11 protein-coding genes and 1 pseudogene are annotated in these 12,424 nt (G+C 59.5%); 7 read left to right on the top strand and 5 right to left on the bottom strand.

Annotation, left to right across the window (positions count from 1 at the left end; genetic code table 11):
• Nucleotides 1-235 precede the first annotated feature (235 nt).
• The 4 genes from ACZ1JY_RS20320 to ACZ1JY_RS20335 are packed head-to-tail and all read right to left on the bottom strand — an operon-like array spanning nucleotide 236 to nucleotide 3,754.
• Nucleotides 236-934, bottom strand: a complete 699-nt coding sequence (locus tag ACZ1JY_RS20320) for an ABC-type transport auxiliary lipoprotein family protein (RefSeq protein WP_139114816.1) — start codon at nucleotides 932-934, stop codon at nucleotides 236-238.
• Nucleotides 931-1,860 (bottom strand): MlaD family protein, encoded by a 930-nt coding sequence (locus ACZ1JY_RS20325; RefSeq protein ID WP_009824036.1) that lies wholly within the window; start codon nucleotides 1,858-1,860, stop codon nucleotides 931-933. Before ACZ1JY_RS20325 ends, ACZ1JY_RS20320 begins: the two co-directional genes overlap by 4 nt.
• Complete coding sequence (locus tag ACZ1JY_RS20330; RefSeq protein ID WP_009824037.1) at nucleotides 1,860-2,648, bottom strand: ABC transporter ATP-binding protein; 789 nt, start codon at nucleotides 2,646-2,648, stop codon at nucleotides 1,860-1,862. Before ACZ1JY_RS20330 ends, ACZ1JY_RS20325 begins: the two co-directional genes overlap by 1 nt.
• Nucleotides 2,645-3,754 (bottom strand): ABC transporter permease, encoded by a 1,110-nt coding sequence (locus ACZ1JY_RS20335; RefSeq protein ID WP_031291247.1) that lies wholly within the window; start codon nucleotides 3,752-3,754, stop codon nucleotides 2,645-2,647. Before ACZ1JY_RS20335 ends, ACZ1JY_RS20330 begins: the two co-directional genes overlap by 4 nt.
• Before the next feature lie 222 nt (nucleotides 3,755-3,976).
• On the opposite strand from ACZ1JY_RS20335, the gene ACZ1JY_RS20340 reads away from it, so the two are divergent.
• From ACZ1JY_RS20340 to ACZ1JY_RS20365, 6 genes and pseudogenes are all read left to right on the top strand, one after another.
• Nucleotides 3,977-4,471, top strand: a complete 495-nt coding sequence (locus ACZ1JY_RS20340; protein WP_009824040.1) for a MarR family winged helix-turn-helix transcriptional regulator — start codon at nucleotides 3,977-3,979, stop codon at nucleotides 4,469-4,471.
• The gene (locus tag ACZ1JY_RS20345; protein ID WP_009824041.1) at nucleotides 4,464-6,077 is read left to right on the top strand and encodes an ABC1 kinase family protein; all 1,614 of its coding nucleotides are present in this window, start codon (nucleotides 4,464-4,466) and stop codon (nucleotides 6,075-6,077) included. The genes ACZ1JY_RS20340 and ACZ1JY_RS20345 overlap by 8 nt, the downstream gene beginning before the upstream one ends.
• Nucleotides 6,078-6,147: 70 nt before the next feature.
• Nucleotides 6,148-7,089: an MlaD family protein gene (locus ACZ1JY_RS20350; protein WP_009824042.1), complete on the top strand. Its 942-nt coding sequence runs from the start codon at nucleotides 6,148-6,150 to the stop codon at nucleotides 7,087-7,089.
• Between the two features lie 215 nt (nucleotides 7,090-7,304).
• Nucleotides 7,305-8,177, top strand: a complete 873-nt coding sequence (locus ACZ1JY_RS20355) for an alpha/beta fold hydrolase (protein WP_021245287.1) — start codon at nucleotides 7,305-7,307, stop codon at nucleotides 8,175-8,177.
• A 160-nt stretch (nucleotides 8,178-8,337) separates the two neighbouring features.
• Nucleotides 8,338-9,102: a class I SAM-dependent methyltransferase gene (locus tag ACZ1JY_RS20360; RefSeq protein ID WP_021245286.1), complete on the top strand. Its 765-nt coding sequence runs from the start codon at nucleotides 8,338-8,340 to the stop codon at nucleotides 9,100-9,102.
• A 32-nt stretch (nucleotides 9,103-9,134) separates the two neighbouring features.
• A pseudogene (locus ACZ1JY_RS20365) lies at nucleotides 9,135-9,302 on the top strand (IS110 family transposase); the annotation flags it as partial.
• 544 nt (nucleotides 9,303-9,846) lie between these two features.
• Here the strand turns inward: ACZ1JY_RS20365 and ACZ1JY_RS20370 are convergent.
• Nucleotides 9,847-11,085, bottom strand: a complete 1,239-nt coding sequence (locus ACZ1JY_RS20370) for a site-specific integrase (RefSeq protein WP_021245284.1) — start codon at nucleotides 11,083-11,085, stop codon at nucleotides 9,847-9,849.
• A gap of 146 nt (nucleotides 11,086-11,231) precedes the next feature.
• On the opposite strand from ACZ1JY_RS20370, the gene ACZ1JY_RS20375 reads away from it, so the two are divergent.
• The gene (locus ACZ1JY_RS20375; protein WP_419680964.1) at nucleotides 11,232-12,398 is read left to right on the top strand and encodes a hypothetical protein; all 1,167 of its coding nucleotides are present in this window, start codon (nucleotides 11,232-11,234) and stop codon (nucleotides 12,396-12,398) included.
• The last annotated feature ends 26 nt before the right edge of the window (nucleotides 12,399-12,424 follow it).

A 12,424-nucleotide genomic window follows, 5' to 3' on the forward strand; every position in this document is an offset into this window, starting at 1 on the left:
CTAATCGGATAGAAATATTAGGAATTGCAAGATTTGACTTATCACATGGTCGATATGCTATCGCTTATTAAGACCTGGAACCCGATATTCACTATCTTACTTAATTTGGCTCCGATCGGGTCGGTCCTTCAAATAAAAACAAAACTCGTAGATACCTACGAAGGTATCCGGCGCATGGCGATTTTGTACATGCAATTACGCCCGAAAGTTGCTGAGATCGGCGACAGGCTCATGATCAATTTATCTCCTGCTTGCGATCCATCCGATCCTTGGATGTATCTAGCGCGCGCTCTGTGGAATGCTTCCGCGCTGTATCCGCGGACCAATCCGTCAATTCTGTGGTTGAGCGAGCTACTGCACGATCGAAAGCGGCGACTATCCCACTTGTGGTATTTGCGGAAGCTGGCTCCTGCACCAAGAAGCGCTTGGCCTCGACGGGACGACGATCAGAAAGATCAAACAGGGTTGCATCGCCTTCGATAATGACAGTGGGCGGTGCTTTTTCACCCCCATCTAGGGCATACCTTGCTTCGAATCGCTCGATATCAATCTGCAGCGCATGCGATGCCCCGGTGGCGTTTCTCACGCCCGTCAGGCGCACGTCAGGTGCCCGCGCCGCATATTGACGCATCAGCGCCTGGGTGAAAAGATCGGGGACCGGCGCCACCCAACGAACCCCCTTGAGGTAGAGCGCACGCTCCCCCCGCGTGGTGAGCATGCGATCGCCCTCCACCTCCTGCGAGAACCGGGGGCGAAGCAGAGATACAGAGCGAGTCGGGAGCGCACCCTGCATCCCGGTGACGGGCGTGGGGTCAACCACGCCAAACCTGAAAAGGTCAGCGCGCTCGCCGCCGCCTAGCAGGTTTCCACAGCTAGCCAGCAGCAAGGCGCTCGACAGAAGTGCAAAAGTCCGATTCCTGGTTGATAATGTCACTTAGGCAACTCCAGTTCAGTACCCCGGCTTTTGGCCAGAGCTTCGCGGGGACTTTGTCGGATCCCGCGAATTAGCCCGTCCAGCGATTCAGCTGTTTCTTGCAATGTCAGCATAGTCGCATTGATATTAGGGATCGTGGTCGTGCCGATATCGGCGCTTTGCGTGTCGAGTTTGGCGATCACGCCGCGAGCCTCATGAACTGCCGATTTGAGCTCGTTTGCCGCTTGGGAGATGTCGGCGAAGGCGCGCTTGCCATCGCCATCGGCAATCTGCCGAACGGACGAGGCCGCGCCCTGAATATCGTCAGCCGCCCGATCCAGTTTGGCGAGCGCAGAACCGGCATGGGCGAACATGGTCCGATTGGCCGCCAGTTCCGCCGTAGTCATTCGGACATCGCGAATGGCGCCGCCGATGTTGGCGATATTACGGTCAGACAGGACCTTGTTCACACGGCTCAGTGCCTCGGTCGCGCTTGCCACCACCTGTCCGCCGCCTTGCAGCAACGAAGACATAGCGTTGGGCTTGCTGGGGATGACAGGTCGCTTACCGTGATCATTGGTCTTGAGAAGGGGCTTGCTCGGCGTGCCAGCGCTGATTTGAACGATGCTGACCCCTGAGATGCCCTGACTTTCAGAGGATGCGACCGAATCTTCGCGGACCGGTGTCCCGCGCGTCAGTTCGATATCCGTGATAACACGGTTGGGGTCGCGTTGGTCGAGGCGGATTCCGCCGATTTCCCCGACCTTGATGCCGTTGAACTGCACTTCGCCTCCAACGCTTAAGCCTCTGACCGGCCCATGAAACACGATCTGGTAAGAATCACTTCCTTTGGCCGAACCGCCGAGCCAGACAACAAAAACAAGCGTGGCGATAAGCAACGCGATGGAGGCGGCGCCTACCAGAGCATAGTTGGCATGGCGTTCCATCAGCTTTCTTTCTCTTTTTTGGCGGCACGGCCTCGCGGTCCCAGAAGATAGCTCCGGATCCACGGGTGATCTGACCGTTCAAGTTCTTTGATCGTTGCAACAGCGGCGATTTTCTTGTCAGCGACAACCGCAACGCGGTCGCAAATCGCGTACAGAGTATCGAGGTCGTGGGTGATTATGAACACGGTGAAGCCAAGAGCATCCCGCAATGTTCTGATAAGATCATCGAATTCGGCTGCAGCAATTGGATCGAGGCCGGCAGTCGGCTCGTCGAGAAAGAGGATATCCGGATCCAGCGCGATTGCGCGGGCTACCCCCGCGCGCTTGCGCATTCCGCCAGATAGCTCGGCAGGCTTCAAGCAGCCTGCATCTTCCGGCAAACCAGCAAGCTTGATCTTCAGCCTTGCAAGATCGTGCACATACTCATGTGTGAGTTTCGTATGTTCTAGAAGTGGCGCCTCGACATTTTCCTGTACGGTGAGAAAGGAGAATAATGCGCCTTGCTGGAACATCACCCCAATCCGACGCTCGACTTCACTGTGCGCTTGCGGATCGCGGATGTCCTGCCCGAATATCTCGACGGATCCGCCATCGGGCTGCTTGAGGCCCAGGATAGTGTTGAGCAGCACCGACTTACCGGAACCCGATCCGCCAACCACACCCAATATCTCACCGCGCTTGACCTCAAGGCCGAGATCCTCATGGATGACCTTGTCGCCAAAAGCCGTGCGCAGGCCTTTGACGCGAATGGGCACGTCTTCGGCATCGGTTTCCAGAGGCGCGCTCACAGATCGAGCGCCATGAAGATCACCGCGAAAATCGCATCGAACATAATGACCATGAAGATTGACTGGACGACCGCGGATGTCACATTTTGACCAAGGCTTTGGACATCGCCGCCGACCATAAGGCCATGCCGACAGCCCGCAGCAGCGATGATCAGAGCCAGAAACGGCGCTTTGCACATGCCTATCCAGAAATGCTTAATGTCTACCGTTTCGAGCGTACGCTGGATGAAAAAGACCGGGCTGATATCAATCGTCACCCAACTGACCAACAGTCCGCCAGCAAGACCGCCGATATCCGCGCAGAAGGTCATGAGAGGCATCATGAGAAGCGCGGCTAATATGCGCGGGATTACCAGCGCATCGAAACGGTCCACACCCATAACCTGCATCGCATCGGTTTCCTGGTTCATCCGCATCGAACCGATCTGAGCGGCAAAGGAAGATGCGGAACGTCCAGACAGAAGGATGGCGGTGATCACTACGCCGAACTCGCGCAGGATGGCCACGCCCACCAACTGGATCGTGAACACCTCAACGCCAAGCGTTGTCAAAAGGTTGGTGCCAACAAGCGCAATGACCGCGCCGATGAAGAAGGTCATGATAAAAACTATCGGAAGCCCATTAATGCCCGCGTCCTGCATGAAAGCGACAAGCGGCGTCATGCGCAATCGGCGAGGATTGCCAAGCGTACGGCCGAGCGCGATAATAAGCTGTCCAGTGAACACCAGCATCTGGTAGGCGTCACCGGCGGTCCCGATTACCTGACGGCCGAAGCGCTCGAAAAATCCTAGAACACCAGTGACGCCAGCCTTACCGGACGACTCTTGTTCAAGGGCAGGTCGAACAAGGTCTATCAGCCTTTGCAAATCCTCTCTTTCGCCAAAGTCAATTTCGGCGCCTGGAGCCATGGACCGCAAAAGTAGGAGGGCACCAGCAGTGTCGATCCGCCCTAGAGCAGAAAGATCGAGACGCTGCACGTCTAGACTCCTGGCCGCCTGGGCATCCAGGCGCCCTTCCGCATCGCCCAAAGCAAGCGAAGTCCAGTCACCGCTCACATGCAGAGTCTGGCCGCCACCCTCGTCAATATGCCAATCTGCCGCGATCATCGCACTGGCAGCATGGGAATTGAACAGCGGACGATTTCGGCTGCTGCTGGCATCAACGCCACGCAGCGCATATCTTGAACTACGCCATGGTCAAGCATTGGGGTCTCACGATGACGATCGAGCAATGGCGCGCCAAAGGCCAAGAGCGGTCAGCTTCGTCGCAGTCATAACTTTATCCTCTCCTCTTGCCATGCCATCAAAGATTGAGCAAGGACATAACATATGGAACCTCAGGAAGTTCATTTGCGCGCGCTCGCGACGGCCTTTGGCTGGACCTGGTACAGAATGCGGCGGCTGATCGACGCGCACCTTGCGTCCCAAGGTGCATCGATGGCCCGTCTTAAGCTGCTAGTATATCTCGCCGAGCAACCCAGCCGCTCAACCGATATTGCAAGCTTCTTCGATCAGGCCCCGCGCACGGTAACCCAGGCGATTGACTGGTTGGAGCAGAATGGTCTGGTCACACGCTCGCCCGTTGAAGAGGACCGCCGTGTAAAGCTCGTGGAAATCACGGACGCAGGCAGGGCGATGCTGGAGCAGGCCCTGCCACTCTACGATGGCATTGTGGCAAAGACCTTCGGCAGCTTGACCGCGGAAGAACTGGAAGCATTGGATAGGGCGATCCTTCACCTCGACAAGGTCGTGGATCAACTCGAAACGCAAGCTGGCTTCCGCCAAGGTCGGGTCCCCACGCTCAAGGCACATAACGATGGCTGATCCTCATTTGATGGACGGGCCTGAAGCGGTCGCATTGAAGGAGCGGGAGCGGTTCGCACAAATCCTGCTTCTGTTCGGGCGACATGGCCTCAAGGGAATGGCCTCCCGGCTAGGTCTCAGACTGGGTGGTGAGGAACCATTTGATAGCGCTCGACCAGAAGCAGTCGTTGCGCTGCTGCAAGATATCGGTCCTGCGGCGGTCAAGTTCGGGCAGATTCTTGCAATGCGAAGTGATCTGTTGGAGCCCGATTGGATCGATGCGCTTTCGAAACTTCAGGACCGGGTTCCGCCGCTGCCGTTCGCCACCGTGCGACCACTTATCGAAGAGGCGATCGGCGGAACTGTGGAAAGCTATTTCGCCTCGTTTGAAGACGAAGCGATTGCGGCCGGCTCGATCGCTCAGGTCCATGCAGCAACGCTGCTCGACGGCCGGGACGTTATCGTCAAGGTCCGTCGTCCCGGGATCGAGCGGATTGTCGACGCCGACCTTCGGCTGCTGCGCCGCGTCGCCCGGATCGCAGAGCGCCGCATCCCCGAGATCGCGCGACTCAAGCCGGACGAACTGCTGCGCCACTTCGCTGAAAGTATCGATCGGGAAATGGACCTCGGCGCGGAAGCTCGCGCCAGCGATACGATCGGAGAGTATCTCAAAGCTTTCGGCGTGCGAACGGCTCGCTTCGACTGGGAGTTGTCCGGCAGGCGTGTCAACATACAGGAGCGGTTTCGAGGCCTCGCGGCAAGCGATCTGGAGGCGGCACGGCAGGGCGACCTTGATCTCACGAGCCTCGCCAGCACCTATGCGCAGGCGATCCTCCACATGATCGTCATCAATGGTCATTTCCACGCCGATCCCCACCCCGGCAACGTCTTTTTCCTGGAGGACGGAACGCTGGCGCTTATCGACTTCGGAGCGGTGGGGACGCTTCTGCCGAGACGCCGGGAGGAATTGGTACGGCTTGGCCTGGCGATCGCGGCGGCGGACACAAGCGGGGTCGTCGATATTCTGCTGCTTTGGGCGGGCGACCCTGATGTTGACCGTGTCAGGCTGGAAGAGGCCCTGGACGAACTGATCAACCGTTTCAGCAATGTTCTGCTGGAGCAAATTGACCTTACCGACATTTTCAAGATGGTCTTTGCGATACTGCGCGACTTTCATCTCGCGCTCCCGCCCGATCTGGCACTGGTGCTCCGGACGCTGCTCACAGCAGAGGGATTTGTCCGGCGCATCGATCCGACATTTGACATCACTCGAGAACTGGCTCCGCTGGCAAAGGAACTGATGCGCGAGCGAACGAGTCCTGCGCGATTGCGTGGCGAAGCGGGCAAGCTATTTGCAGCGCTTGGAAGAGCCGCCTTGTCAACGCCGAGCCTGGTGGGACAGATCGAGAGAGTTGCGCGTACCGGGTCTATCACCGTCAGTATCGCACCCAGGGATCTTGAACGATTGCGCGGCGATGAGCGCAACAGCAGAGCCACTCCCCAGCTCTACCCCGCAGCATTGGGAATATGTGCTGCAATCCTTTTCGCCTCGGAACCGATGATCGCCGGGCTGCTGGCGGTGCTTTCCATTGCCCTGGCAATTGGCGAACGAGTGAAGCGGCGATGATCACGTTCCAAATCTCGCGAAAAGTCAAAGCTTATTTGTCGCGCTGCCGGCTCCAGGATTTCTAGGTCGCATGGAAACGCGTTCGAACTGGTTGAAGGTGAGCCTTGTTGTCGGCCTGCTCATAGCCGCCGTCATTGGGTTCACCCTGTGGCTCATCCAGTCGCGTGAGGCTGACGGGGCCACGTATGAGGTGCAGTTTAAACAATCGGTCGACGGCGTTCAAATCGGATCGGGCGTCAACCTTCTTGGTGTTCCCGTCGGGAAAGTAACCCAGGTCCGGCTCCAACCTTCAAATCCGGGTACGGTGATGGTCCGGTTCGTCCTTACCAAGGACATCTTACTCCATCGCGGCGTGACAGCGTCGATCGATAAATCATTCTTCGATGGATCGGCAGAAATAAGCCTGGCGGGAAGCAACAAGCGTGAACCGGCACTTACAGTTCAAGCGGGACAGCCATTCCCGCTTGTGCCAGTGAAGACCGGCGGTCTCCTGAGCGGTGATCTCAATCCAGGCGAGATGATCGCCAAGATATCGTCAGGTGCCGAGAGCATCTCAAAGAAGCTGGACCCTGCCGGTCAGCGATCAATCGAGGAACGTCTTGGCCAACTCGCGCTGCGCTCGCGGGACTGGAAAAGCGATGCCAGTCAAATCGCGGCGGAGGTCCTGCAGGAAGACAGGATCCATTCTCTAGGGAATGTGATGGCTCGGGCGGGAGACGACGCGGAGAGGCTTCGCCTGAGGCTCGAGGCATCGCGGGGCGGTCTTCGCGACAGCCTCGGCCGGCCCTTGCATGATGCCGAAGGCAAGGCCCGGTCTCTGGGCCTATCCATTGCACACGCACGGCCCCGGATCAGGCAATTGGAAGGGGATGCGCAACAAATCGCCGAAACCGCCCGCTCCGTTCGCGAACCAGTTCGACGCGTGGGCGATGCGGCCAAGAAGATTGACCGGGAAGGCTTGGGATCTCCCAAACTACCTGACTACCGGCCCACGACTGAGGAACGGAAATAGATGATCGCGATCGACCGCTCAGGAACGGACCAACCCTCGTCTTCATGCACAGGCGCGCAATCAGCTTCTGTGAAGCACGAAGTCAGGACGATAGAACGACCCTCTCAATTCTTCGCGCGTGTGTGGATGCAACGTCCTGAAGTGGCGCAAAGGCAACGCCAAAAATGGACTAAGGGGTTTATCTTCAATCGGGCCTGCAAGACCGAGACTGGTGGATGACCGGGAAGAATCGCACAATCGATGGAGCCGCTGGTATCAGCCTGGCTGTTGAAGTGAAGGGCGAGTGCGGGGCGATGCCCGTCTTGCTTGCCCACGGGGCGGGTCAGACTCGCCGCGCCTGGAAGCGGGTAATGCAAGATCTGGTCGAGGCGGGGTTTCGCGCTATCGCTATCGACATGCGTGGGCATGGCGACAGCGACTGGTCGAGCGCAGGTGCCTATGACGTGCGCGACTTTGCGGCCGATCTCGTCGCGGTAGCATCAAGAATGGATCGCAAACCGGCTCTGGTAGGCGCCTCCCTTGGCGGCCTTGCCGGAATGATAGCCGAAGGAGACCTCGCCCCAGGCAGCTTCGCGTCGCTCACTCTTGTAGATATAGCCCCGCGTATCGATCCGGGCGGCGTGATGCGGGTGGTCAGCTTCATGCAAGAACATGTCGAGACTGGCTTTTCGTCTCCGGAAGAAGCTGCACAAGTCATTGCGCGCTACATGCCTCATCGTCGCAAGCGCAGAGCGGGTGATGGCCTGCGGCACTATCTCCGGCATAAAGAGGATGGCCGCTATTACTGGCACTGGGATCCAGCATTTATTAGCAATATGGTGGCTGCACATTGCAGCGATACCGCGCATCAGGAGCAGCAAGTCAATATATTATACAAGGCTGCCGCTAATTTGACGCTACCGCTTCATCTGATCAGGGGCGGATCTAGTGATCTTGTCTCGAAAGGCGCTGTCGAACATCTACGCGAATTGGCGCCGCATGCTGAATATACCGACATAATCGATGCCACGCATATGGTCGCAGGCGATGCAAACGACGCCTTTTCTGCCGCAATTCTCGGCTTTTTAGGGCGCCAGTCGACCTCCTAGAGGGACGAGCATGGGAGAAGAGATTTTGCTCCAGATCATCGAGGGTCGGACGACTTGCTGTGCAGAGCGCCATACATTGGTGGGTTTGCCTAAGATGACACTCGGTAACTGGCTGCTGCCTCGCTCACTGGACTGCTATCCATAACGAAGGTGACGAAAGTTGACGACCAAAAATCTGACCGGCATGCTGGCCAAAAAGATGCCGCAGGAAACAGGCACCGCGCGCACAAAGGGCGAAACCCTGTTCCAGCTATTCTTTGCGCTCATCCAATGGCCTTGGCTGTTGAAAAGCCTTTATGGGGGAAACAAAGCTGAAAAAAATGCTGTTCTTGAGCGTATAAACCTTGAACAGGACGCCTTGCCTCATCTTGGCAGCTGGAAAGCAGACACTTACCTTCTTCACAGGATTGTTGATGAGATTGAAGTCCGACAACCGAAAAATGTTGTGGAATTAGGTTCCGGAGTAACTTCGCTGGTTATCGCCAAAGCATTGTCGCTTCACGGTGGCGGGCATTTATACAGCTACGATCAGTATGAACCGTTCGTTGAGCAGATGGGCATTTGGCTCGCTGAGCACCACCTGTCGGCAAGTTTCAGCCATGCTCCGCTGAACTTTCGGGACAAGGCCTGGCCTGGATTATGGTATGTCTTGCATCACCTTCCAAAGACAATTGATCTGCTTGTCATAGATGGACCGCCTTGGTCAATACATCCCTTTACCCGAGGAATGGCGGAACGCCTTTTCGAACGTATCGCACCGGGAGGCCTTATCATGCTCGATGATGCAGCAAGACCAGGAGAAAGATACGTGGCGCGACGCTGGAGGAAAACCTGGAGAGACTTCGAGTTCAAGTTCGAAGGCAAGGGCGCCAAAGGCCTGCTAACGGGACGGAGGATCGACGGATCAGATAATCGCCAAAAGTGACGCTGCAATGCATTATCGACTTCCGTTGCTGATTCGGTTTGATCATTCCCAAGGGTTCCGGACGAGTCTTTGAAGGGCACGTCCGGAGCCTTTTGAGCACCAATGCTGCATTGGAGCGGATCATCTTGCCCATCCTCGAAGCATGGCGCAGCATGCGCAGCCAGACCGCAGAGCTCGGGAAGCAGCTCGTTTGCGGGGCACCAGAGCGACGCGTGCAAGCTGGCAGTCATAATGCATCAGATGCTGAAGACTGGCGAGCTGTTCGACAGGTCAGCAAACGCAAAGCCTTAAACCAGTTCACGAGGAAGCTAGAAGGAAAAACCATAGCCGATCACGCCGGTATCCGGCGCCCGGTCGTCTCGTCGGGACGTTGGTCAGGCCATTCCGTCCAACAACGTTCCAGTTGCAATTACTGTCGGCAAAATGCGCGCACCACACTGGAAGGCCTCTCTTGCGAAACCCATCATGCGGCGGAACATGTCGACCGCGCAGACAACCATGCTCCTGGCAGCGCCCACCTTAAAGGCGCCAGGGTACCGAGCCTGTCGATCTTTATGACTGCAGCTGCCTGTCATCCCGCCACGGCAGCCCAGTGATGTTGCGAAAAGGTGCTTGCTCAGCGGTTCGCGATTAGACAACACCTTGGGCACAATCTAAGAAAGCCGTTGCACCGCCCCGTGCTGGCACCAAAGAAGGCCTCGAAATACAAAGGGGCTAGGGAGCAGCTGTCGATACCGGGCGCGGTCATTTCAACCTGTCCATCAGGCGGCCGACGGCGCCCGCTTCGGCGGCCAAATTACGGTTGTAGCTCAGTGGCATTCGTGGCGACTTCCACCGCAAAGCATCCATGATACCCGCGAGATCCTCGCCACTCGCGAACAAATCCTGGTTCAGCCCGATCCGTGTCGAGTGCGCGCTGATCCCTTTTAGCAATCTGGCCAAATCCTCGGCTGTCAGATCGGGCAGCGCGCCGAGGTCGAACGCCCGCTTGATGATCGACCGGAAAATCGGCCCGATCGAGCCCGGGTGGAGCGCCAGGCTGCCGATGTCATATTCGACGCGCGCCTTCACGGCAGGCTTCGAGAGTGTCTTGCGCAGGTCCCAAGCCTCACGACCTGAAATGCTGTCGATCGCCCGACCGCGCACGGCGGCGCGCGCCTTGTAGCGCCGCACCTGCACCCGCCGGAACAGCGGCCCGGCCGATAGCTCGGCAGCCTCGGTCCAGGCCATGATCGCCGCGACGGTGCGGGGGCTAAGATAGGCGGTCGCCCCCTCCCCGTCCTGATCGCCCTTACTGCGCAGGATCTGCAGCAGGCGTGACTCGGGGTCGATCGCCTCCTCGATATGCTCGACGGCCACCGCCACGAGTTCGGAGGCTCGCAGGCCGGTATCATAGGCCGCCGACAGCAATGCACGATCGCGAAGGCCCGGCAGATCGTCTCCGCAGCTCTCTAGCAGCGCGCGGATGTTGAGCCCACGCGCCTTGTCACGCTCGACGTCGCGCACCGGGCCCTTGAACCGCAGCGGCCGCGCCTGCTTCTGCGCCGTCCCCTTCTCACGGCGCACGGCCTGCAGCCGCAACTTGACCAGCGGCGCCGGCGTCGGATCCTGGCGGTCGAGCAGTTGATGAATCTTGGCGATCGACGCCTTGTACCGGGATAGCGACGCTGGACGGCTCCCCTTCCCCGCCCGCGCATCCAGATAATCGGCCACGGTCTCAGCCGTCGCCGGCAGCGCGATCCGGTTGGTGCGCCGACACCAGCTGTCGAATGCTTCGATGTCGGACTTGAGCGCGCGGATGCTGTGAGGCGACGAAGCGGCCTGATAGGCGGCGATCAGCGCCTCGTTGACGGCAATGCGCTCGCCCGCGCGCATCTGCACGATCGTCCAGGCAAGGTCGGCCGGCGCGCTAACGGTTGGCAGGATCGCCTCAGGCGCCGCCACAGCGTTTTCTGACCCTTCTAAGCCGGTTTCGGTGCCCATCCTGCGCCACGCTCCTCAGCGGCCCTTGTAGCTCACCTAATAAAGAGAGGTCAATTCCGCTTATGCGATAACTGCAATTATCGCATGTTCATTCACCAACCATCCGAGCGATTGTGCAGTGTTTTGGTATTCACTACACATTCGGCATGGAGCGCTTCCATCCCCTCGCCGCCGACACCGACGTCCCGCCCGAGGAGCTCGCCCTCGCGCAAGGCGAATGCGCGCTGGCGCTCGGCCGGCTCGACGGGCTCCTCGCCGGCCTCACCGATACCGAAAAACGGCTGTTCTGCGTAGGGCTGCTGCGCGAGGTGCTGCTCTCGGCCCTGGCGCAGGCAGGATTTGCCGATGCCGAACACCGATTCAACGCCTGGTTCGCCGGGCTCGACCGTGGCCCTCAAGAGACGCCCCTCACCGGCTGCTCCGCCTATGCGCTGGTCCGCGCGCTGCTGGGCGAACTCGGCCATCATCCGTGGGAACCGCTCGCCGATGCCGCGCAGACCATCGTTCTGGCCGCTCGCTTCGGGGCCGACCGCCCGATGCAAGCCGAAGACGCGCTGGCGGAGGAGGCGATCGGCAGAGCGATCACGCTGGTGAAACAGGCCGGCGCGGATGACGAGCCCCCCCTGCCCTTCGCGGGTCTGGCGCGCCTCCACGCGCTGCTGCGCGCCGATCCGCTGTTCGCGCCGCTGGAGCGCGCGGTGCAAATCCGCTCGCTTGGGCCGCGCGCGGTGGCGATCGAGCAGGCCGCCCCGCGCACCCCGCTCTGGGCGGTCGATGCCGCGCTGGGGCGGCTGCTGACCGCGTGCGGCGCGTGGCAGCTTGCCCTCCCCTGCCCCGGCGCGGTGACGGCTGAGGCGCTTCAGCCGCAGCTCTGGCCGGGCGAACGCGCCATTGTCTCAGCGCGCACTCTCCGCGCCAGCGCTACTCGGCTTGCAGAGCTGGTCGTGAAAGCGCGACGGCGCGCGGCGCTGATGCGCGAGCAGCTGGGGCACCTGCGCTCGAGCGCGCGGGCACCGCAGGTGTGGATCCTGCTCGCTGGTTTTGCGCCGCTCGGACTCGATCAGATGGCCTCGGCGTTCGGGGTCAGCCGGCGCGGCACCTATGCGATCGGCGACGCGCTAGTCACAGCGGGCCTCGCGCGGCGTGCGAGCATCAAGGGCAAGGTTCTGCTGGTCGCCGAAGCGCCGCGAAGGGATCGGGTGTCGGCACCCCTGGACCACGCACCCGCGCTCTCCCATCCAGCGCTCGCCGAGTTCGACGCGGCGATGGGCGAGATTGACCGGCTGCTCGCCGGCAGTTCTGGCCATCCCTGACGCGGCCTCGCGCGCGTTAGGCGTGT

This window comes from Novosphingobium sp. BL-A-41-Hi4B-X5A (assembly GCF_055521705.1).

Bases quoted from the DNA above. Each gene is read 5' to 3' on its own strand.
- ACZ1JY_RS20325 (WP_009824036.1), bottom strand. From the start codon at position 1,860: ATGGAACGCCATGCCAACTATGCTCTGGTAGGCGCCGCCTCCATCGCG.
- ACZ1JY_RS20335 (WP_031291247.1), bottom strand. From the start codon at position 3,754: ATGATCGCGGCAGATTGGCATATTGACGAGGGTGGCGGCCAGACTCTG.
- ACZ1JY_RS20340 (WP_009824040.1), top strand. From the start codon at position 3,977: ATGGAACCTCAGGAAGTTCATTTGCGCGCGCTCGCGACGGCCTTTGGC.
- ACZ1JY_RS20345 (WP_009824041.1), top strand. From the start codon at position 4,464: ATGGCTGATCCTCATTTGATGGACGGGCCTGAAGCGGTCGCATTGAAG.
- ACZ1JY_RS20350 (WP_009824042.1), top strand. From the start codon at position 6,148: ATGGAAACGCGTTCGAACTGGTTGAAGGTGAGCCTTGTTGTCGGCCTG.
- ACZ1JY_RS20355 (WP_021245287.1), top strand. From the start codon at position 7,305: ATGACCGGGAAGAATCGCACAATCGATGGAGCCGCTGGTATCAGCCTG.
- ACZ1JY_RS20370 (WP_021245284.1), bottom strand. From the start codon at position 11,085: ATGGGCACCGAAACCGGCTTAGAAGGGTCAGAAAACGCTGTGGCGGCG.
- ACZ1JY_RS20375 (WP_419680964.1), top strand. From the start codon at position 11,232: ATGGAGCGCTTCCATCCCCTCGCCGCCGACACCGACGTCCCGCCCGAG.